General features: G+C 38.4%; 20 protein-coding genes. 13 read left to right on the top strand and 7 right to left on the bottom strand.

Translation table 11 applies throughout. The features are described from left to right. Nucleotides 1-255: 255 nt before the first annotated feature. The 3 genes from CCK98_RS03740 to CCK98_RS03750 all read right to left on the bottom strand — a co-directional run bounded on the left by CCK98_RS03740 (nucleotide 256) and on the right by CCK98_RS03750 (nucleotide 3,038). Nucleotides 256-1,143, bottom strand: a complete 888-nt coding sequence (locus CCK98_RS03740) for a LysR family transcriptional regulator (RefSeq protein WP_256942522.1) — start codon at nucleotides 1,141-1,143, stop codon at nucleotides 256-258. Between the two features lie 146 nt (nucleotides 1,144-1,289). After that, the gene (locus tag CCK98_RS03745) at nucleotides 1,290-2,228 is read right to left on the bottom strand and encodes an amidohydrolase family protein (RefSeq protein ID WP_088085338.1); all 939 of its coding nucleotides are present in this window, start codon (nucleotides 2,226-2,228) and stop codon (nucleotides 1,290-1,292) included. Between the two features lie 33 nt (nucleotides 2,229-2,261). Further along, nucleotides 2,262-3,038: an IclR family transcriptional regulator gene (locus CCK98_RS03750; protein ID WP_088085339.1), complete on the bottom strand. Its 777-nt coding sequence runs from the start codon at nucleotides 3,036-3,038 to the stop codon at nucleotides 2,262-2,264. Between the two features lie 245 nt (nucleotides 3,039-3,283). Here CCK98_RS03750 and CCK98_RS03755 point away from each other — a divergent pair, with 245 nt between their 5' ends. From CCK98_RS03755 to galE, 11 genes are all read left to right on the top strand, one after another. After that, a complete protein-coding gene (locus tag CCK98_RS03755; RefSeq protein WP_088085340.1) occupies nucleotides 3,284-4,759 on the top strand; it encodes an aldehyde dehydrogenase in 1,476 nt (491 codons plus the stop codon). 12 nt (nucleotides 4,760-4,771) lie between these two features. Then, nucleotides 4,772-5,572 carry a 2-keto-4-pentenoate hydratase gene (locus CCK98_RS03760; protein ID WP_088085341.1) on the top strand — a complete coding sequence of 267 codons (801 nt, stop codon included), beginning with the start codon at nucleotides 4,772-4,774 and terminating at the stop codon, nucleotides 5,570-5,572. 65 nt (nucleotides 5,573-5,637) lie between these two features. Continuing rightward, nucleotides 5,638-6,423: a 2-keto-4-pentenoate hydratase gene (locus CCK98_RS03765; RefSeq protein ID WP_088085342.1), complete on the top strand. Its 786-nt coding sequence runs from the start codon at nucleotides 5,638-5,640 to the stop codon at nucleotides 6,421-6,423. Between the two features lie 33 nt (nucleotides 6,424-6,456). Next, nucleotides 6,457-6,651 carry a 4-oxalocrotonate tautomerase gene (locus CCK98_RS03770; RefSeq protein WP_088085343.1) on the top strand — a complete coding sequence of 65 codons (195 nt, stop codon included), beginning with the start codon at nucleotides 6,457-6,459 and terminating at the stop codon, nucleotides 6,649-6,651. Between the two features lie 24 nt (nucleotides 6,652-6,675). Then, the gene (locus CCK98_RS03775) at nucleotides 6,676-7,527 is read left to right on the top strand and encodes an extradiol ring-cleavage dioxygenase (RefSeq protein ID WP_088085344.1); all 852 of its coding nucleotides are present in this window, start codon (nucleotides 6,676-6,678) and stop codon (nucleotides 7,525-7,527) included. 376 nt (nucleotides 7,528-7,903) lie between these two features. Beyond that, nucleotides 7,904-9,184: a Rieske 2Fe-2S domain-containing protein gene (locus tag CCK98_RS03780; protein WP_088085345.1), complete on the top strand. Its 1,281-nt coding sequence runs from the start codon at nucleotides 7,904-7,906 to the stop codon at nucleotides 9,182-9,184. Between the two features lie 186 nt (nucleotides 9,185-9,370). Next, nucleotides 9,371-10,465: a zinc-binding dehydrogenase gene (locus CCK98_RS03785; RefSeq protein ID WP_088085346.1), complete on the top strand. Its 1,095-nt coding sequence runs from the start codon at nucleotides 9,371-9,373 to the stop codon at nucleotides 10,463-10,465. A 272-nt stretch (nucleotides 10,466-10,737) separates the two neighbouring features. Continuing rightward, complete coding sequence (locus tag CCK98_RS03790) at nucleotides 10,738-11,931, top strand: nucleoside transporter C-terminal domain-containing protein (RefSeq protein WP_088085347.1); 1,194 nt, start codon at nucleotides 10,738-10,740, stop codon at nucleotides 11,929-11,931. A 292-nt stretch (nucleotides 11,932-12,223) separates the two neighbouring features. After that, nucleotides 12,224-13,036 (top strand): UTP--glucose-1-phosphate uridylyltransferase, encoded by an 813-nt coding sequence (locus CCK98_RS03795; RefSeq protein WP_088085348.1) that lies wholly within the window; start codon nucleotides 12,224-12,226, stop codon nucleotides 13,034-13,036. Between the two features lie 6 nt (nucleotides 13,037-13,042). Next, nucleotides 13,043-14,320: a UDP-glucose/GDP-mannose dehydrogenase family protein gene (locus tag CCK98_RS03800; protein ID WP_088085349.1), complete on the top strand. Its 1,278-nt coding sequence runs from the start codon at nucleotides 13,043-13,045 to the stop codon at nucleotides 14,318-14,320. Nucleotides 14,321-14,498: 178 nt separating this feature from the next. Next, on the top strand, nucleotides 14,499-15,488 hold the full coding sequence (gene galE / locus CCK98_RS03805) for a UDP-glucose 4-epimerase GalE (RefSeq protein ID WP_088085350.1): 990 nt from the start codon (nucleotides 14,499-14,501) through the stop codon (nucleotides 15,486-15,488). Nucleotides 15,489-15,519: 31 nt separating this feature from the next. Here the strand turns inward: galE and CCK98_RS03810 are convergent, their stop codons facing one another. Further along, nucleotides 15,520-16,596 (bottom strand): DUF563 domain-containing protein, encoded by a 1,077-nt coding sequence (locus CCK98_RS03810; RefSeq protein WP_088085351.1) that lies wholly within the window; start codon nucleotides 16,594-16,596, stop codon nucleotides 15,520-15,522. Nucleotides 16,597-16,804: 208 nt separating this feature from the next. On the opposite strand from CCK98_RS03810, the gene CCK98_RS03815 reads away from it, so the two are divergent. After that, the gene (locus CCK98_RS03815; RefSeq protein WP_256942523.1) at nucleotides 16,805-17,896 is read left to right on the top strand and encodes a DUF563 domain-containing protein; all 1,092 of its coding nucleotides are present in this window, start codon (nucleotides 16,805-16,807) and stop codon (nucleotides 17,894-17,896) included. A 72-nt stretch (nucleotides 17,897-17,968) separates the two neighbouring features. Here the strand turns inward: CCK98_RS03815 and CCK98_RS03820 are convergent, their stop codons facing one another. After that, complete coding sequence (locus tag CCK98_RS03820; RefSeq protein ID WP_088085353.1) at nucleotides 17,969-18,724, bottom strand: glycosyltransferase family 8 protein; 756 nt, start codon at nucleotides 18,722-18,724, stop codon at nucleotides 17,969-17,971. A 3-nt stretch (nucleotides 18,725-18,727) separates the two neighbouring features. After that, nucleotides 18,728-19,642 carry a glycosyltransferase family 2 protein gene (locus CCK98_RS03825; protein WP_088085354.1) on the bottom strand — a complete coding sequence of 305 codons (915 nt, stop codon included), beginning with the start codon at nucleotides 19,640-19,642 and terminating at the stop codon, nucleotides 18,728-18,730. 139 nt (nucleotides 19,643-19,781) lie between these two features. Between CCK98_RS03825 and CCK98_RS03830 the strand changes: the two genes are divergently transcribed. After that, nucleotides 19,782-20,765 (top strand): glycosyltransferase, encoded by a 984-nt coding sequence (locus CCK98_RS03830; RefSeq protein ID WP_088085355.1) that lies wholly within the window; start codon nucleotides 19,782-19,784, stop codon nucleotides 20,763-20,765. A gap of 89 nt (nucleotides 20,766-20,854) precedes the next feature. On the opposite strand, the gene CCK98_RS03835 is transcribed toward CCK98_RS03830, so the two are convergent. Beyond that, nucleotides 20,855-21,808, bottom strand: a complete 954-nt coding sequence (locus tag CCK98_RS03835) for an NAD-dependent epimerase/dehydratase family protein (protein WP_088085356.1) — start codon at nucleotides 21,806-21,808, stop codon at nucleotides 20,855-20,857. Between the last annotated feature and the right edge of the window lie 12 nt (nucleotides 21,809-21,820).

Raw genomic sequence — 21,820 nt, forward strand, 5'->3', positions numbered from 1 at the left:
GATGAGTACGGGGTACACACAATAAATAATGGTTGTGGTCGATATTTTGAGGAACAAGTGAAGGATATATCTGGCCTAGGTTGATCATATACACTCTATGCTAAATATGGGTGCATCTAAGTTTTCATAATCGTTGCCAAGCAACAAAATTAGTCCGCCTTTAGCATTGTGAAGCTTGTTTACAGGTCGATCCTGAAAGTGTGAACTTGGCAACATTTTTTGACTACTGAATTCGTTTGCAAAATATCAATGTTATTAAAAAATTCTGTTCGAAGTTTGTATAATCGATTCTATGATATTTTGAGGTACTTTAGAATGTGAAAAAAAGTAAATAGAGGTTGATGGAAGAGATTTACGAAGAGAAACTTTTTTAAGTTTTCCATTCTTTAGTTCTTCTTTTACTATAATCTCTTGTAAGAATGCAATCCCCAATCCCTTACGAACCATCATTTTTAACCAGCCTACATTACTAATCTCCACTTCTTTATATTCTCTTAAATGATTTTTCTCTAGAAATTCACCTAAAATCTTTGAGGTAACAAATTCTCGATTGTACACAATAATACGTTGGTTCTCCAAATCAGACGGTAGAATTTTATCTAGTTTTGTAAGAGGATGATCAGGTGCACAAACAAGAATATTTTGCACCTCGGCCATCTTAATTACTGAAAGATCAGGATGATTCTCTTTCGGATCTAGGTTAGCAAATCCAATATCAATTTCACCAGTTTTAATATCCTCAATTATTTGTTCTGTCGATCTAATTTCTATAGGGAATTCAATCCCGGGAAAGCATTCATATAAGATTTTCAATATTTCTGGCATGATCTCTACACCCATATGATGGGTACAAGATATTTTTATTTGCTTGGGAGTTACTGGTTTATCTACAAGTATATTTTTTCCCTTCTCGATAAGTTGAAAGGCCTCATGAAAACAGGGATAAATTTCCCTGCCAGAATAGGTTAACTCTGTTGTTTTCCTCCCATTTTCTCTTTTAAATAAAATACTATTTAATTCTTTTTCAAGTTGTTGAATCCGAACGCTGATAGATGGTTGGGTAATATACAGGGCATCAGCTGCAGCAGAAAAACTACCTTTTTCTATTACCATTAGGAATGCTTCAATATTCTTTAATTCCATTGTTGTCAATTTCACTCCCAGGTAAAAATATAATAACATCCCATACAAGTGTCAAAACCCTTGTCAAAACCAGTTCATATATAATTAATCCACTTTTTATTATATAAATAAAATTCAGAATAGGAAATATTATCAGGCTGAATTTTTTAGATAGATAGGAGAGATTTAACACCACTCTCATTATTTGTTATAGGAGGCCATGTGCATAGATCGAAAGGAAAGTCCGATCCAGGAACTACCCTGTCATATCCTACCGTTTCTATTAAAAAATTCAAACTTGAATTGTTCCAAAGTACGTTATCAAACCAAAAACGACGTAAGTAATCTTCTGGAGGAGCCTGCAATGAATTAGAGACACCTGTCCACTTTTCATATCCTTTATTTAAACGACCAATCTGGTAGGGAAGAAAGCCACCACCATGAGCTAGTAAAATTTTCACACTTGGATATTTGTCTAGAAAACCACTTAACAATAAGTCAGCTGCACAAATGGTTGTTTCCCACGGTACCCCGATTAGATTAGGCATCATCCTTTTCTGCAGCCGCGGATCTTCACAAAGCAGAGGATGAATAAAAATAATGGCTTTTTGATAATTGGCTTCTTCCCAAAAAGGAGTAAAAAGATCATCAGTTAACATAACATTTGAAAGCCCCGGTCCAATAATGGCTCCATTTAATCCTAAATTCATCGCATGTTTTAATTCGTTTGCTGCATTAACAGGGTTGTTCAATGGAATGGTAGCTAATGCCGATAATCGCTTACTGTTGTCATGAATCAAATCGGCTAGTGAACGATTATAGACTGTTGAAAGTTCACTTGTAATATATTCAGGAAAATCATACATAAAAAGCTGGGGAATAGGTGAGATAAGGGAATGAGACACGCCAGCATTTTCTTGTTCCTGCAGATATAATTTAGGATTGATAAATGACTCTTTCAGCTCAAATCCCCATTTGTTATTTACCGTAAGAAAATCAGCTTGATCTGGCGATTTTTTCTCCCATCTTGCTTGAACTAAATCTTTGTTATCCTTAAGCCAAAGCAATACCTCGGGTGGAATGAAGTGAGTATGCATATCAAACAAAATAATCACGCTCCCTATTAGTTTTTGAATAATTTAATGTTTCCAATACCCTAGTCTCTCAGATATTTCATTAGCAGCATTTTTTACTTTATTAATAAGCGTAAGGTTGTGAGGATTCATGCGGTGGACCGGTCCGGCAACACTTACAGCGTACATGACTTTTCCAGTATAGTCCCTTATTGGTGCAGCAACTGATGCAACCCCTTCGAGAAGTTCTTCAACACTCGCGGAATATCCGTTTTCCTTTATAGTTCTTAGTCTGTTACGAAGATCATCAGGATTTGCTAATGTATTCATCGTATATTTTTCAAGTCCATTTTCGATAAATTGTTCAATTGTTTCCTCGTTCTGGTGGGCAAGGATTACTTTTCCCGAACTCGTACAATGAAGAGGGTTTCTTCTTCCGATATGGGTAAATATTTGTACGGGATGTTTGCACTCTGCCCTATTTATATAAACAACATCCATATTTTCTAAAACAGCAATTTGGGCAGTTTCTCCAACCTCATCAACCAGCTTTCGGAGAACAGGTTGTGATTCACGACTAATTTCAAGGTTTGAAGTGACGATGGTATTTAAATTAAGAATGGTGAGACCTAAACGATATTTTTGTGTCTCAGGGTCCTTAGTCACAAACCCTTCACTTGCGAGAGTGGCCAATAAACGGCTAACAGTGCTTTTTCCCAGCCCCAATGAAGAAGCCAAGTCAGTTACCTTTTTCTCTGGCTCATCTAGTGAGAAGCTCCGTAATAGACGAAGAGCATTCTTTACTGAAGAAAGTAGATAATCTTGATTATTGATAGTCCCCATTTACATTCTCCTTTGTACTTGTTGCATATAAAAGAACTTAAGTCTTATATGGAATACAATTTATTGTAACTTAATTTATATTATAGGTGCAATATTCAAAAAAATTTTAAATTTTTATTTATTTGTTGCATATAGAAGAACAGCGGTGTTGTATAATGAACTCCATCTCGTTACTATAAATACCAAGAAGTTCAAAACAGTTTGAATTTTTTATACTTTTTTAGAATATTGGGAGGTTTTCAATAATGCAGACAAGAACAATAGTAGAAAACAATGTAAAGCCATTTGATTGCAAGCATTTTATTAACGGACAGTATTTTGTTTCAAAAACTGGAACGACATTTGACAATATTAACCCGGCCACACAGGAAGTTCTAGGTAAAGTCTTTGAGGGAGGAAAGGAAGAAATTGACCTGGCTGTGGGAGCAGCAAAAAGAGCTTTAAATGGGCCATGGAAGAAAATGACCACGAATGACAGAATTTCTGTTATTCGTCGTATTGGAGATATCATTTTAGAAAGAAAAGACGAATTGGCAAAGTTGGAGTCTTTAGATACGGGAAAACCCTACTGGCTTTCTAGTACAATCGATATTCCACGTGCTGCTTATAATTTTCACTTCTTTGCAGATTACTTAAGAGGCTTAGGCAATGAGGCGTATCAAACAGATGATGTAGCGATTAATTATTCAATCCGTCGCCCTGTAGGTGTTGTTGGGCTAATTAATCCATGGAATTTACCTCTTTTACTATTAACTTGGAAGCTTGCCCCATGCTTGGCAGCAGGAAGTACTGCTGTTATTAAACCGGCTGAATTAACTCCAATGACGGCTACTTTGCTCGGTGAGATATGTCGCGATGCTGGTGTTCCTGACGGAGTAGTAAATATTGTACATGGATTTGGTCCGGATTCTGCTGGTTCCGCTTTAACGGAACACCCTGATGTGGACGCAATTTCTTTTACTGGAGAAACTACGACAGGAAAAGTAATCATGTCAGCAGCTGCAAAATCATTGAAAAAGCTTTCCTATGAACTTGGCGGCAAAAACCCAAATATTATCTTCTCTGATTCTGATTTAGATGAAGTGATCGAAACGACTTTGAAATCCAGTTTTATTAACCAAGGTGAAGTATGCCTTTGCGGTTCACGCATCTATGTAGAACGTCCTGTTTACGAAGAATTTTTACAAAAGTTTGTGACAAAGACGAAAGAGCTTGTTGTCGGTGACCCATTCGATCCAGCAACAAAAGTAGGATCCCTCATTGGACAAGAACATTATGAGCGTGTAACCAATTATATTCAATTGGCCCTGGAAGAAGGCGGGCATATTTTAACTGGCGGTAAACGTCCAGAAGGTCTAGAGAAAGGTTATTATCTTGAGCCAACCATTATTACGGGCTTAGATCGCAATTGCCGTGTTGTTCGCGAAGAGATTTTCGGACCTGTAGTAACAGTTATTCCTTTTGACGAGGAAGAAGAAGTGATAGCACAGGCAAATGACACACATTACGGTTTAAGCGCTTCTATTTGGACGAATGATTTACGACGTGCACACCGTGTCGCAGGAGAAATTGAAGCTGGTATCGTTTGGGTAAATACATGGTTTTTACGTGACCTGCGGACGCCGTTTGGAGGCATGAAGCAGAGCGGAATTGGTCGTGAGGGTGGTATGCACAGTTTCGATTTCTATAGTGAATTAACAAATATCTGTATCAAGTTATAGGAGGTAATCATTTTGAGCCAAACAAAAGTTGTAAAAACGGAAACATTTGCTGAGCATCTGGCTCAAGCAGAGATTCAGGGGCGAGGGGTATCTCCCCTCACTGAACTTGAGCCGGCTATCACAATCGAAGAGGCGTATCGAGTTCAATTACACACTATTGAAAAGAAAATAGCAGCCGGTCAGAAAGTGGTTGGAAAGAAGATTGGTTTGACCTCTGTTGCGATGCAGCAGCTTTTGGGGGTAGACCAACCGGATTATGGTCACCTTCTGGATGGAATGGTAATTGAGAATGGAGGAGAAATCTCTTCTAATAAAGTACTTCAGCCGAAAGTAGAAGCAGAGATTGCCTTTGTATTGAAAAAAGATTTGATAGGACCAAAAGTTACTGTGATGGATGTAATACAAGCTACCGATTATGTGGTTCCTGCCCTTGAAATTGTAGATAGCCGTATAGCGGAGTGGAAGATTAAATTACAAGATACGGTTGCTGATAATGCATCTTCTGGCCTTTATGTATTGGGAGGAAAACCAATATTAATTAATCAAGTCGATCTTGCTCAAATCGGAATGGTCCTTTATAAAAATGGAGAAATCATGAACACTGGAGTTGGGGCAGCGGCTTTAGGCCACCCTGCTACTTGTGTAGCTTGGTTAGCAAATAAGTTATTTGAATATGGCATTACGCTCAAAGCGGGAGAAGTTATTCTTTCGGGTGCTCTTTCCGCTGCGATTAATGGAGAGCCAGGCGATCACTTTCAAGCGCGTTTTGCACACTTGGGAGAAGTAAATGTAAGATTTTCTAATAATCGTTAGACCCATAAAATTTATCATCGGCAATGGCGAACAGGAAATAGTTCTTCGATAAGGAGGAAAAACGAATGAGTACTGTCAATTTTCAATCAACAGCTGAGTTTTTACATCGAGCTGAAACAGAAAAGCGTGAGGTTCTTCGAGTTACAGTAGACCATCCAGACATGACTGTTGAGGATGCTTACAAAGTTCAAGAACAATTAGTTTCTATTAAATTAGAACAAGGACACCGAATTATCGGCCCTAAAATGGGGTTAACAAGCCTGGCTAAAATGAAACAGATGAATGTAGAAGAGCCTATCTATGGTTACATTTTCGATTATATGATGGTACCTGACGGTTCATCTATCTCGATGCAAGAGTTAATCCACCCTAAAGTAGAGGCAGAAATCGCCTTTGTTTTAGGAAAGGACATCGAGGGTCCTGGTATTACGGGTGCTCAAGTGCTTGCGGCGACAGAATATGTCGTGCCAGCATTGGAAATCATTGATAGCCGTTATGAAAACTTCAGATTTACGTTACCTGATGTGATTGCAGATAACGCTTCTTCATCGAGAGTAGTGTTTGGGAATCGTTTAACTAACCCCGGTCCCTTAGAGCTTGATTTAGTTGGTGTCACGCTCTCTATTAATGGAGAAATTAAAGATTTGGGAGCGGGAGCAGCAGTTCTTGGTCATCCAGCAAATTCAGTGGCAATGTTAGCCAATATGCTGGCAAGAAAGGGAGAAAAATTAAAAGCAGGTGATGTGATCTTAACCGGGGGTGTAACAGGTGCTGTTATGTTGTCTGTTGGAGATACGGTTTCGGCTAAGCTGGACGGTTTAGGAGAAGTATCCTTTAAGATGGTAGAATAGGAAATTTTTTAATGTAGAGGGGGTTATCAGGATATGCCGATTGTAAACATTCAGATAATGGAAGGAAGACCTGAAGCGAAAGTGAAGGAACTCATTCACAATGTAACAGAAGTCGTGAGCTCTACGCTTGATGCACCGAAACAAAATGTTCGAGTTCTTGTATCAGAAGTACCTAAAACACACTGGGGTATCGGCGGAATCGCTGTCTCCGATCGAACAGATAGATAGTCATTAACAAGGGGAGGAATTGATATGACGATTGAATTGGGGATTCTTTCACCTCATACACCTCGCATGTGTCATGAGGATCAAGCTCCGGAATTCCTGAACGAGATAGTGGAGGGAATGCATCAAGTTGAAAAGGTTATTGAAAAAGTAAAGCCTGATACGATTGTGATAATTTCTTGCCATTGGTTATCCAGTTTTAAACATTTTGTGGATACAACGCCTGAACATAAAGGGATTTTAACCGCATTCGAGTGTCCTGAACTTATTTCTGATGTTTCATACTGTTATCCCGGAGATACAGAGCTGGCAAATCAATTAGTAGCTGCAGGGAGAGAGGCGGGTCTTCCTGTTATAGCGATAGACGATCCAACATACGTATGGGATTACGGTACAATCGTCCCTCTTCGCTATCTAATTCCAAATGAGGATATACCAGTGATTGACCTTTCAGTAACATGGGCAGCTAGTTTAGAGGAAACCTATGCTTGGGGTCAACAAATAGGAAAAGTTTTACGGGAAAGCGATAAACGTATCATGTTTATAAGTAGCGGTGCTCTGTCACATAACCTTGTAAGGGGACCCGAAATGATGCCCTCCCTGTCCGAGCAGGCTCTTGACCGCCAATTTCTAGACTATTTACACAACAATGACCTTTCCTCTGCGTGGAAAATGCTGCCTCAGTATGCGAAAAATGCTGGTGTAGAATCAGGTGGCCGTCATCTGGCTGCACTGCTGGGTGTGCTGGAAGAGAGTAAGAAAAGTAATTATTATGGCTATGGTCAATCTTCAGGGAGTGGAAACGTACTTATGACTTTTGAGCCTCTAAAGTCAAAACTTAATCATCAGACTCCATCTCATACTGTAGAGGCGAAATAAAAATTGGGGTCAATGTGCTGGAATGTAAGTTGAATACCTGGTCGATATAGATAAATGTAGGAGGATATTGCTTCAGAAGGTAATACGATTGGTCTTAGTCTTAGTAAACCTAGAAGTACTTAAGCAGCCAAGTGCTCTAAAAAAAGCCTTGGCTTTTTCCTCATCCCTCCAAACCTTATGTGAGAGTAGTGGAATAAAAACACTCCTCAAATAACCATTGAAAAGTTAAAAGATTATCAGTTATTAAAAATATTAATAAGTTAATTCAGATAAGCTATTAATGTTTTCAATGTTCTAGATAAAAAGAATCAATTTGAAAACGCTTTATTTATATATGAAAATATAAAATATAAATGAAACCTAGGAGGGGCATCATATGTTATCTACTAAAGATAATGAGTTATTAACAAGAACTGGACCTGAAACATCGATGGGGAATTTGCTTAGACAATACTGGATCCCAGCACTTTTAGCAGAGGAGCTTCCTCACCCGGATTGTCCGCCGGTACGAGTTAAGCTTTTAGGTGAGGAATTAATCGCGTTTCGTGATACAAATGGAAAACTAGGAATCGTGGATGAATTCTGCCCACACCGTAAAGTGTCTCTCTTTTTCGGCCGCAACGAAGAATGTGGACTTAGATGCGCATACCATGGGTGGAAGTTCGACACTAACGGAAATTGTGTAGACTTGCCTTCTGAACCACCAGAAAGTAAGTTTAAGGATAAAGTTAAAATTAAGTCCTATCCTGCTGAAGAACGTGGTGGAGTTATTTGGACATATATGGGACCACCTGAATCTAAACCGGGATTACCAGAACAAGAGTGGATGCTAGTTTCTGATAGTCAACGCTATCTTTCTAGAAAAAAGCAAGAATGTAATTTTTTCCAGGCGTTGGAGGGTGGAATTGATTCTAGTCATGTATCTATTCTTCACTCTGGTTCCGTGGGTGGTTTAGGAGTTTCTAAAAAAAGTAACAGCACATCACTCTTAGCGAAGGATTCTGCTCCACGCTTTGAAGTAGCGGATACAGATTATGGATTATTAATCGGTGCAAGAAGAGAAGCGGATGAGGACCACTTTTATTGGAGGATTACACAGTTTCTAATGCCATTCTATACAATGATCCCTCCGTTTGGGGGAGCTCCACGAGGAGGGCATGCCTGGGTGCCTATTGATGACGAAAACTGTTGGGTATGGAGCTGGAGTTGGACACCTGATCGTGATTTGACAGAAGAGGAAATTGAGCAAATGAAGTCTGGAGCTGGAATTCACCCATTATTGATCCCTGGTACATTCCGTACACAAGCGAACAAAGAAAATGATTATCTTATTGATCGAGATATGCAAAAACGAGGCGAATCGTTTGCGGGAATATTTGGGGTAGGAATGGAAGATCATGCCGTTCAAGTAAGTGCGGGATCTATCGTTGATCGATCTCAAGAAAAGTTAGGAACTAGTGATACAGCTATTATTAAAGCAAGACAATGTTTGTTAAAAGCAGTAAGAGCTTTAGAAAATGGAGAAAAGTTACCGGCTCTGGATCCTATTAGCCATAGAATTCGTTCTGCTTCTGTTTTACTTCCAAAGGGTATGCCATTTCAAGAAGGTGCAAAGGAAGCTTTTGAATTAAGAGAAAAGGACTTTGAGGCTGTTTAATAGTTGAAGAACTTAATGTCTTCAGAGGTTTATGCGTTTTTTTTAACATGTTTTAGAAAAATTAGTTTGTATAGGTACTAAAATTAAGCAAGGGGATTTAAATTAAGTTACTTCACGCGACATGCTTGTGTCGTGATGTAATAAGTGCTATGCCAAAAATTACTTTTTAATTCAGGAGGGTTTTCAATGGGAGAAAAAGCATTAGCTGCGGTAGCAACCAATACAAATCATACAGAAATCAAAGAAGTTAATTTACCAGATATCGGGGAAGATACAGGAATTTTAAAGGTAGAAATTGTAGGAGTTTGTGGAACGGATGTTTCTTATTACAATAATTTAAAAGAACCCATGATTTTAGGTCACCATGTAGTTGGTCATATACACAAAATTGGTGAATTAGCCTCAAAGCGCTGGGGAGTTAAAGAAGGCGACCGAATTGTCATGGAGGAGTATATCCCATGTGGTCAATGTGAACTTTGTCGGACCGGTTTATATCGTTTATGTTCCAACACAAATCCAAAAGTTAATGGAATAAGATATGGTGCTACTCCAATTGCTAAGGAACCATCGCTTTATGGTGGTTTCAGTCAATATATGTACTTACATCCTAATGCCGTAATCCACAAAATTCCTTCTCATGTTTTGGCCATTGAGGCTGCATTAACATTGCCTTTATCGAACGGTTTTGAATGGATGAGAATCATAGGTCAGGTCGGACCCGGGGATGTCGTTGTTATTCAAGGTCCAGGCCAGCAAGGACTTGCATGCGCTTTAGCAGCAAAAGCAGCAGGAGCTGAAACGGTAATTATTACTGGAAGAAATAGTAGTGCTGAGCGGTTGAAGTTGGCCCTGGAACTAGGTGCTGATTATACGGTTAATGTGAGTTCAGAGGATTTGATTGAAAAGGTTTATGCAATAACCAGTGGAAAGATGGCTGATTTGGTTATTGATGTAACTAGTGGAGGGACTGACCCTGTCATCTCATCATTAGAAGTGGTAAAAACAGGAGGTACAGTTTTATTAGGAGCTTTGAAAAACCAACGTTTCAATGAATTTGATCTCGATATAATTTACAACAAATCGTTAACTATTAAAGGAGTTCGTGGACATAGTCATAAGTCGGTACAAATGGCGGTAGAATTCGTTTCTTCAGGAAAATTTCCTCTCGCTATCATGAATTCCCATAATTATAAATTAAGTGAGACTGACCTAGCTTTAAGAACCGCAGCGGGAGAGATTGACTCTTCTAGGTTATTAGTTACTGTCTCTCCATGGATGTAAATAATAACCGACCTCAAAAAACTCCTTTAGACAAAGGGGCTTTTTGAGTAATATATAGGAAGAAAACGATAGGGATGTGACCCCTATCGTAAATAAGCTACTGGGCGCTCACCAATCAGGGAGCATTTTTAATAATAAATATATTTTTTTGTAAATAAAGCAGTCCTTGCTTTTTCATGCTTTCTGTCCTGTGGCGGAAGGTATGAAAAGATGAGGACTTTTTGCTATACAAAAAAACATTTAGGGAATAATAAACCAGAGGAGTTGATAACTTGTATTTTTTGTTTAATGTACTTGGAGTATTAGTAATGCTCGTTCTTATTTATTTTTGCTCGCCTAATAAAAGAAACGTTAAGTGGAAATCCATTTTGACGTTATTGGTTGTTGAATTAGCGATCACCTGGTTTATGTTATCGACCAAAATCGGATCATGGATTATTAATAAAATAGCATCGTTTTTTAACTGGTTAATTGCTTGTGCGAACGAAGGGACTTCATTTGTATTCCCATCCGTGATGGCGAACGAGCATGTGGATTTCTTTTTTAGTGCGTTAATGCCGATTATTTTCATTATTACGTTCTTTGATATTTTAACGTATTTCGGAATCTTAACGTGGATCATTGATAAAGTGGGCTGGCTCATTTCAAAAGTATCTGGATTGCCAAAGCTAGAGAGTTTCTTTTCAATCCAGATGATGTTTCTTGGAAATACAGAAGCCCTGGCCGTTATTCGTCAGCAGTTGACCGTATTAAAGGAACATCGCTTGCTAACGTTTGGAATCATGAGTATGAGCAGCATCAGCGGTTCGATTATTGGGGCTTACTTAACAATGGTTCCAGCGACATATGTATTTGTGGCAATTCCGTTGAATTGCTTGAACGCACTTTTGATTGCCAACATGCTGAACCCTGTTGAGGTGAGTAAAGAGGAAGATATTGTTTATGTCCCTTCAAAAGAGGAGCGAAAAGATTTCTTTTCAACTATCTCAAATAGTATGCTTGTTGGTGTCAAAATGGTCATTGTCATCATGGCAATGGTAATTGGTTATGTTGCCTTAACCGCAGGTATAAATGGAATTTTAGGATTCGTTGTGAAAGGGTTGACCATCCAAAAAATCTTCTCAGTTATCTTTAGCCCATTCGCGTTCTTGCTTGGTTTAGCTGGGGATGATGCGATGTATGTGGCGCAACTAATGGGAATAAAGCTAGCGACCAATGAGTTTGTTGCGATGTTGGACCTAAAAGGCAAGATCAGTGGACTTGCTCCGCATACAGTCGCTGTGGCCGTCACGTTCTTAACTTCCTTTGCAAACTTTAGTACAGTCGGGATGATTTATGGAACGTTTAATTCGATCCTTAGTGAGGAAAAATCAAGTATCATCGGAAAAAATGTCTGGAAGCTGTTGGTCAGTGGAGTGGGAGTATCTTTATTAAGTGCGATGATTGTTGGATTATTTGTTTGGTAAAAGAGCGGAAAGTAATGGTAGTGGAGATTAATGGTTTTACTTGTCCACTTTTAAGACTCACTTTAGATGGTGTCAGGCACCATTAGCGGACATATGTCTGCCATACACGGACTTATCTTTTTAGAAAAGTAGAATCCATTAGTAATCCGGTTCCCATTCAAAATGGGGCCGGATTTTTTTTCTTCTGCCACACTTGGACACCTTCCCATTTTACTGCCCTTTCTATGTGGACAACCTTCCTCCCCTTCCCTTTTGGAATAAATTAATACTAGTACGCTAGGAGGGAAGAGACATGGTAAGGAAAGCAATCATTCCTGCAGCGGGGTATGGAACAAGAACCTTGCCGATCACGAAAGTTTTGCCGAAGGAGATGCTGCCGATATGTGGAAGGCCGGCGATTGATTTTATAGTGGAGGAAGCGATTAATTCAGGAATCGAGCAAATTCTAATTGTGGTATCAAGATCAAAAAATATGATCCTTGATTATTACGATCGGTCGGTAGAATTAGAGACGTATTTAGAAGAAAGAAATAAGACGCATTTATTAAAGGAAATCAGTCTTCCAAATGTGCATTTTCAATATGTTAGGCAGACCTATGCGCGTGGATTAGGGGAGGCCATCCTTCTTGGCAAGCAATTTGTAGGAAATGAACCTTTTGCCGTCATGCTTCCTGATGAAATTATTCTTTCCAACGAAAAGGAACCGTTAAGACAATTAATTGATATGTTCACCGAAGTTAAGGGAAATATCGTCGGGGTTAAAAAAATGGATCCGTCCCAGTTAAAGAATTATGGAGTGATTCAACCAGAACTATTCAAAAACACACAATATAAAATTACAGATATTGTCGAAAAGCCGCAAGAATCACCTCCATCGGATTTAGCTGTGATTGGCAGGTATATTTTTAATCCAACCATATTCTCCTATCTTGAAAACGTGAAACCGGGTGTAGGTGGTGAGATTCAATTAACCGATGCGATTAAAGCAATGGCGAAAGAATATACAAGCTTTGGGTTGGAGGTAGAAGGCAAGTGCTTTGACATAGCTAAAATGTCCGAGTATGTCGACCTCATTAATTATATTTGGGATTCAAAGGAGAGGTAAGAACCAATGAAAATCTTAATAATTGGAAATGGATATGTGGGAACCACTACAGGACTAATATTTTGCGAACTGGGTCACAAGGTAACCGGCCTTGACCTTGATGAGCAAAAAATCCAAGCTTTGCAGACTGGTAAACTCCATTTCTATGAACCAGGACTTGAGGCCCTGTTAAAAAAGCATATCGATTCTCATAATATTACTTTTACAAAAGATACAGAAACGGCAATAAAAGAGAATGATCTGATATTCATTTGCGTCGGTACCCCGCAGGGACCTAACGGCAGTGCGGATCTGATCTTTGTGAAAAATGTCGCTGCATCGATCGGTCAGAACATCAACCAATACAAGGTCATCGTTACAAAAAGCACCGTTCCGGTTGGGACCGCAACGCTAATCACGAAGGTAATAGAGGAAAATCAAACAGCCCCGATTCCATTCGATGTTGTCTCTAATCCCGAGTTTCTACGCGAGGGTTCCGCTCTTCAGGATGCAATGAATCCTGATCGAATCGTCATCGGCACAACGAGTGAAACAGCCAGAACAATCATGAGAGAATTATATAAAGACTTCGACTGCCCAATCGTCGAAACGCACCCAAAAGCCTCTGAAATGATTAAGTATGCAGCCAATTCTTTCCTCGCTTTGAAAATTTCCTATATCAATGAGTTAGCAAGAGTTTGTGACAACCTCGCCATAAATGTGAAGGATGTCTCGAACGGAATCGGGCTCGACCACCGGATTAATCCGCATTTCTTAAAAGCAGGATTGGGTTACGGCGGCTCCTGTTTTCCAAAGGATGTCAATGCGTTAATCCAAACAGCTAAGGAACAGGGAAATCCTATATCCATTCTTGAAGCAGTAGTCAAAGTCAACGCGGATCAGCCTGTTTATTTTATTGAAAAAGTAAAACAGGCCCTCGGCAGCGATTTGAAGAATAAGACCATTGCCGTGCTCGGGTTATCCTTTAAAGCGAATACTGATGATACAAGGGAGTCACCTAGTTTCATTTTGATTAATAGATTATTAGAAGAACAAGCAACGATTAGGACACATGATCCGATTGTGAAAATGGGAGCACCCCACCAATTTCCGACGATTGAAGAAACCGTTGCTGGTGCAGATGCGCTCGTCATCTGCACGGATTGGGATGATTATAAAAATCTAAATTGGAAGAGCCTTAAGCCGTTAATGAAGCAACTCTATATTTTTGATGGGAGAAATATGATTGATAAGGAGAAAGTGGAGAAACTAGGGTTCTATTACTTTGGAGTTTCTAATCATTAAAAAAGAGCATTTCTGCATGCTCTTTTTACTTTGACTTAGGCTGTGTTAAAGCTAAATGTTGATTTTACACACTCTGTTGATTGGAGCGGAACGCCCGCGAACCGCACGCGCATGGAGCGGAAATCAACAGACAAGTTTAACACAGCCTTGACTTAAAAAAAGAGGAAGTGAATAATCGATGATTTTGGTTACAGGTGGAGCCGGTTATATCGGCAGCCATGTCGTCAGGGATCTTGCGGATAGGGGCTATTCCCTTTTAGTTATAGATAATCTAACAACCGGGCATATCGAGGCAGTAGATAAACGGGCCATTTTTATTCAGGGGGATGTGGGAGATCCAAAACTACTCGAACGTATTTTTAAAACGTATTCCATCCAGGCGGTTATGCACTTTGCGGCAAGCTGTCTTGTAGGTGAATCTGTTGTTAATCCCCTTAAATACTATCAAAATAATGTTGTGGAAACCGTTCGCTTACTTCAAAAAATGAATGAATACCATATTAAGCATTTTATCTTTTCCTCGACATGTGCAACATATGGGATACCGAATCAATCAACCATCCATGAAAAGCTGCCAACTAACCCGATTAACCCCTATGGAAAGTCTAAACTAATGGTTGAAACCATGTTAAATAGTATTTCAGATAGCGATGACTTCAATTATATCGCCCTCCGTTATTTTAATGTGGCCGGAGCATATCATTCTGGTGAAATAGGAGAAGATCATGATCCAGAAACACATTTAATTCCCAATATTTTAAGACATTTACAGGGGAAGTCACCCTATATAGAAATTTTTGGGAATGATTACGCGACTCCAGATGGCACGTGCATTCGCGATTATATTCACGTAACCGATTTGTCCGCGGGTCATATTCTAGCATTGGAATATTTATTGAAAAATCAGGGGCAAAAAACGGCGGAAATCTTCAATTTGGGGAATGAACGTGGCGTATCTGTTTTAGAAATGATTAACCTCTGTGAGCAGGTTGCCGGCGCCAAGGCCAATGTAAAAATTCAGCCGCGGCGAAAAGGAGATCCGTCACAGTTAGTGGCATCATCTCAAAAAATACGCGGTGTACTAGGCTGGGCACCAAGATACGATATCAAATCGACCATTGAAACTGCATGGAACTGGCACCAGAAGCATCCTAACGGGTATAACTAAAAAACTATCCACTGTGAAAAGTGGATAGTTTTTAAAGTTTCATACTTCTTATGAAAGCGGCAAACCTGTGGGGGTTAATGGTTATGTTATCTAATCCAGTCCATCCTCGATTTTCCTGAGTACGATTGAGTCCTCCGTAATGACCAATAAAATAATTATGATTCAATTTTCCAAATGAACTGATTACCCAATAAAGGGGAGTTATATAGGTAGGAGTGAAAATTTCAATCACTTTTGTATCTGGCCTGCAAAAGGTCAAATTTGCAAATCCTGCTCCATGTGCGCCAACAATGACTTCGGCAGTTGAAAAAAGCTGGGCTTGTTCAATGACTGAAAGGGTTTCAAGCTCAACTTTGATAAAGCCATATTGCTTTAATAGATCCCATAAGTCAGACTCATTCGTGATGATTCGAGACCATTTTCTACTAATGTAGATTCGCTTTTTTTCAGTGGAGTTCATGTTATCTTCTTTTAAAAAAGTTTTTCTTAAGAAATCATAGCCCCACTTTGTTGCAAAGGAGGGCTGGGATGGAACAACTAAATGATCAGCTTGAATATGGAATCCATCGTATGTCTTTATTAATTGATCATCCGTTATTCCAAGTTGGTGTAAGGCTTCAGATTGAAAAGGTAAATGGTCAGGTTCTGATTTTATAATAAAACGCTCAACATTTATGCCACTTTGCTGCAGCAAATGAATACGGGGAATCACTTCATACATCCAATGATAATAGTTTCTGCCCACTACATGTGTGAGGTCCGCTATTTGTCCGTAGTGATGTGAAATAGGGGGTAAGGTTTCCTCTTTAAAAATGGAATGATTGGAGCGTGGATGGACAAATTCTAAAGATGCATCCCAGATTAGATGATTATCTGAGGTTACAATCGCTCCATTTAGTCCCCATACGCGTCCATTCGGAATCACTCCGACAGATCCACCTTCTAATTTAGTTGGATAGCGAGTTGGAGGACGTTTCATACGTCTTGAAAAAGAAGTTTCAGGGTAAATTTCTTTAAAAACTGCTCCCTGAGAATCTGATTCGACGTTCGCTTCAATCCAATCCTTTACGATATTATGGATACCAATAGGCGGCAGTATGTGAGCCAAAAAAATCGCCTCCAATTTTTTAAGAAAATGTTACCTTTATTGGATCATGAAAGAAGAATACATTCTATATTACTATTCCTGTTTAAAGGTTTATGTTACTTAAATTTTTTAAACCTTTATACACCTTAAATAACAATAAAGAATAAATAATATTAAGGAGTAGTCCTACGTTAATGCCATGACAGAAGAAAAACAAATAAGAATAGGAGTGTTTTTTTTGAATCATATACTGCCGCCGATTGGAATCTTTCATTCTATAAAAGATTGGATTGCTGCAAAGGATGGATCCTTTTCAAACGGAGTTGATATGAAGAAAATTTACCCTGAAACTCCTGTTTCAAGTAGTATTGACCGTCGTCCTCCTTGTCCTCCTTCATGGTATCCTGGTGAATTTGCGGGTGGTGATGTCGCAGTTATTCCGAATGCGCGTGTATGGGGTGCGAATGGAGCAATCATTACTCCTGATAATCATCTAATTTGGGACGTATCTGTTGAGCGTGTGCATATTATTCCCGAGAATCATTCCATTTTTCAAGAGAAAGCATTGCCAGAGGCTGCTTACATTAAAAAAGCGGCAAACCTAACACATGTTTACAGCGGGAATTATTATCATTGGATGTATGAGGTAATTCCCCGGATTGATTTGCTTCAGCAGAGTGGTCTAACAGTCGATCGGTTTATCGTGAATACTGAATCGGAACAACCTTACCAACCTGAAACCTTACATCAACTTGGAATAGCGGATGATCAATTAATAAAGACACACAGTGGTTTTCATGGTCAGGCTGAAAATTTAATTATTCCTTCTCAACCAGCTTTCCCGACAAAATGGGGATATGATTTTTTACGAAAAGCATTTTTAAGAGACACTATGTTAACATCCTCTGATAGAAAAAGAATCTTCATCAGCAGAAAATGGTCGCGAAAAATCACGAATGAAGAACAAGTAATGAAGGTACTAACCAAATATGGTTTTGTTAAAGTTGATTTGGAATCTCTCTCAGTGGCTGATCAGGTTCAGCTTTTTTCTTCCGCTGAAGTCATCATTGCTGCACACGGAGCAGCCTTAACAAATTTAACCTTCTGTCAGCCTGGGACTAAGGTCCTTGAAATTTTTACTCCAACCTATATTATCCCCCATTATTGGGCGATAAGTTCATTGGGCAATTTGAAGTATGACTATTTTATTGGTCAATTAGTCAGGCATGTTTCTCAGAGTGAAAATAGGTGGACAGGAGGAGATGACATCATCATAAACCTTCCAAAATTTAAAACTCACTTAAAAAGAATGCGCCTATAAATATTCAGGTGAAAAAAGGAAAATCCCGTACACTTGTAAATGACGGGATTTTCTTTGTTTAGTACTATTTATCTACCAGTCTAGTCGATCCCTGTAATAATAATATTCTTCTTTAAGATAGGTCTCACCATTCCAAGGTTTTACATCTGTATTGAAATGAATAATTATTGGGCTAATGTTCAAATGCCCCATCCTAAAGACTTGATAATTCCACTTGTAATCGAGTGGAAACCATTTATTGTATAATATCGCATTGAGGGCATCCTGATCCCACCAAATGATTTTTTTAGGATTTTTATTAATAAAATTAAGGACCTTGTTTGAAATTTTATATTTTCTCCACTTTTTAAGATTCATTAACAGGACACCCGAATTAAAATATTTATAGCCATTCGGCAGTCTTATTCCAGAAAAATCAACAGGGTCCTCTACAGCCCCTAAGAAATGATTCTCCAATTGCTCATTCTCCCATAATTCTCGGAGGTCCCCTTTGATAATCAAATCACTATCTAGATAGATTGCCTTTTTTATTCTCTTATCTAAAAGATCAGGTATAGATATCCGATAAAATGCTTCTCGACTTACATGGCCCCATCCCTTGAAATGTTTATAAATACTCGGGTCCACATTTAAATAGATAGGGGAGGTGTTATAATTTTGGAGGAGGCTATTGATTTTCGATTTATTATCGATGGATAAATTTCCATCGATAATATAGATTTGATAATTGGTTTCAGTCAATTTATTTTCAAATAAGGATAATAGCATGGTTGCTAAATGAACTGCGTAATTATCGTTACTAAGTGCAACTATCGAAATCGGTTTCATTGATCAACCTCCACGTCGTAGTTTATCCATTTCTCTATAGTGAATTGCTAAGGACTCACAATAATTTAATAGGTTGCCTATTGCACTTACTTCATTGTGATATGTGTATTTTAAATCCAATGAATGGCAAAAGGAAAAGTCCATTGGAACATATGTTTCGTTATGCTCTAGAATGGCATCTACACTTAGATTAAAGTTATTCTTTTTAAGTTCCTCAAAGAGCGTATGCCAGTGATAATTATGGCCTTCACTATAGTTATAAGAAGCAAGCGTGTTAATCCACCCCACAGTTATTTTTGATTTTAGATGTTCCAAAGATCGATATGGGAAATGCCCTAATTTTAGGTTTTGTGAAATCTCAACTTTGACATTTCTTTTATCAAATAGTAAATCATGGTTTCCACCTGAAATAGAAGGGGAGTAGGTTTTCCAAATTTTTTTTGAAACGACTACTTTGGGCCAATAATCTTTGATAGGACTTGCATACGTAATTCTTTTCGGTATAAACAACTCGTTTTCATTGAGGTGGATAGGGAAATAAGTATATTCTCTTTCAAGGTAATAAACTTTACTAGTTGATAATTTGTTCACCAATTTTCGCGGGTTTCCAGAATAGTTTGGAGCCGTTAAAAACTCATCCACGTCTAATGGGAAAATAAAATCAGGATCAAATTGGTCGAAAGTATAGTTGATTAACTCCGTAGTTTTTTCTCCCTGAACATACTCCAGTGTATCGTCATGTCGCAAATAAATTGGGAGACCTTCTGATTGTAATTGCTGGATAATATCTAGAGTACGATCCGTACTCCCATTATCTAAGAGGACAATACCATCGAAAATATTAAGATGGTATCGAATATATGATTCAATAATATCTGCCTCATTTTTTATCATGCCTACACAATATACCTTTCTCATATCAATCTCCTTCACCTTCATTCATTCAATGGTCCTTTTAGTTTATTCACTCGATTTCTTTTCGTGTAGACGGATTCCAGATTTTTTTATCATGCATATGATAAATCAAATTGTTTATCGGGGGTGTCGTGTAGTAACTATGGAAATATCAGTGGTAACAGCAGTGTATAATGGTGAAGAGTACCTTGAGGAATCGATTGAAAGTATTCTTAAACAAACATTTCCACATTTTGAATATATTATTGTGAATGATGGCTCCAATGATAAAACAAAAGAGATTTTAGATAATATAACAGATCCAAGAGTGAAGGTAATTCATTTAGTGAAGAATGGCGGGGCAGCCAATGCCTTAAATATTGGAATTAATGAAGCAAAAGGTCAATGGATTGCCCTTCAAGATGCCGATGATGTTAGCAGTGAGCATCGATTGCAAAGGCAGTTAGAATATATAAAGTCTGACTCTAGGCTTGTAGCTGTTGGTTCATTCATTAAATGTATCCCTGGAAATGATCGGGTTGAGCAAAGTGCTCTTGAATGGGAAGAGGTTTTTTTTAACAGCAAAGAACATTTCAGAAATGAACAATTCTACAGTACACCCATGTGCCATGGCACTGGCTTTTTCTCTAAGAAAGCCTATGAAAATATTGGAGGATATGATCCAACATTTAAAATTGCTTATGATTATGATCTTTGGACGAGAATGTTTGAAGAAGGTGAAATTTCCAGGGTGCCGGAAGTACTATATAAATATAGAATTCATGGGAATTCTCTTGCACATAGTAATAAAATTGATACAATGAACGAGATTTTACTCAGCACCTTTAAAAGTATTTCGGAGCTTCGGTTTCAACATTTAAAGAGGAAACCAAAACTGTTAATACTAGGTACAAAAAACAATATTGAATTCTATAAGGATAATCTGGAACATAAAAATCATTATTTAATGATGAGTTTTCTTGAACAAGACCTTAAAAATATTAAAAAAGCCTATTCTTTATACCAATCAAATGAAATTGATGGAATTATTCTTGTTGCAAATCAACAAATTGCTGAGATTTTACGTTTTTATAGAAGAAAAGGTTTGTCATACAGAAAAAACTTTTTTATGATTTGGATACCTTGAGGCCTTAAGTAAGTCAACTGACAATTTCAACAGTGATAACTAAATGCAATAAAAGACCTATTCATAATTGAATGGGTCTTTTATTTGATTTACAATATCTTTCTTCTATACTCTTTAATCGTTTCTTCAAGTCCCGAATTCAATGTTATTAAAGGTTCCCATCCTAGTAATTCCTTTGCTTTTTCTATGACAGGCCGCCTGACTTTCGGGTCGTCTTCCGGCAGTGGGTGAAAAGTGATGTTACTTTCTGAGTTTGTCAATGCTTTTACCAAATGTGCTAAATCAATTATCGGATATTCGATTGGATTACCAATATTGATGATTTCGCCATTTGCCTCGTCTTTTTCCATTAAAAGCTTTAGTCCGTTAAGCGTATCGGTGACATAGCAAAACGACCGTGTTTGTGTTCCATCACCATAAACGGTAATATCTTCGCCTTTTAGTGCTTGCGTGACAAAGTTAGAGATCACCCGGCCATCATCGTTTGCCAATCCAGCCGAATACGTATTAAAAATCCGTGCAACCTTTACCTTTGTTTGATATTCCGTAAAGTACAAATAGCAAAGGACTTCACCTAATCGCTTCGCTTCATCATAACAGGCACGGGGGCCCCATGTATTGACATTGCCTCTATAGGCTTCTGGCTGCGGATGAACTTCCGGGTCGCCATAGGCCTCACTTGTACTGGTATAAACAATTTTCGCTTGATTCCTCTTAGCCAGTTCGAGCATATTTTTCGTTCCTATCGTATTAACATTAATCGTTTCAAAAGGGCTTGCTTGATAATATTTTGGAGAGGCAGCGGAGGCAAGATGGTAAATTTCCTTGACGTTTTTAAAGTCAGAGCCAGTAAGTAATTTCCGTGAACAGGCGTCCATCTCCTTAAAAATAAACCGGTCTTCTGGGAGGCCCTTTATGTTGGTTATTTTTCCTGATGATAAATTATCGACTCCAACGACAACGCATCCGGCTGCAAGTAAATCCTTTGCCAGCTGTGACCCAAGGAATCCCGCCACTCCCGTAATTAACACTTTCTTATCCATGATTCACCTCTA

This window comes from Bacillus sp. OV166 (genome assembly GCF_900177675.1).
Taxonomy (GTDB): domain Bacteria; phylum Bacillota; class Bacilli; order Bacillales; family Cytobacillaceae; genus Neobacillus.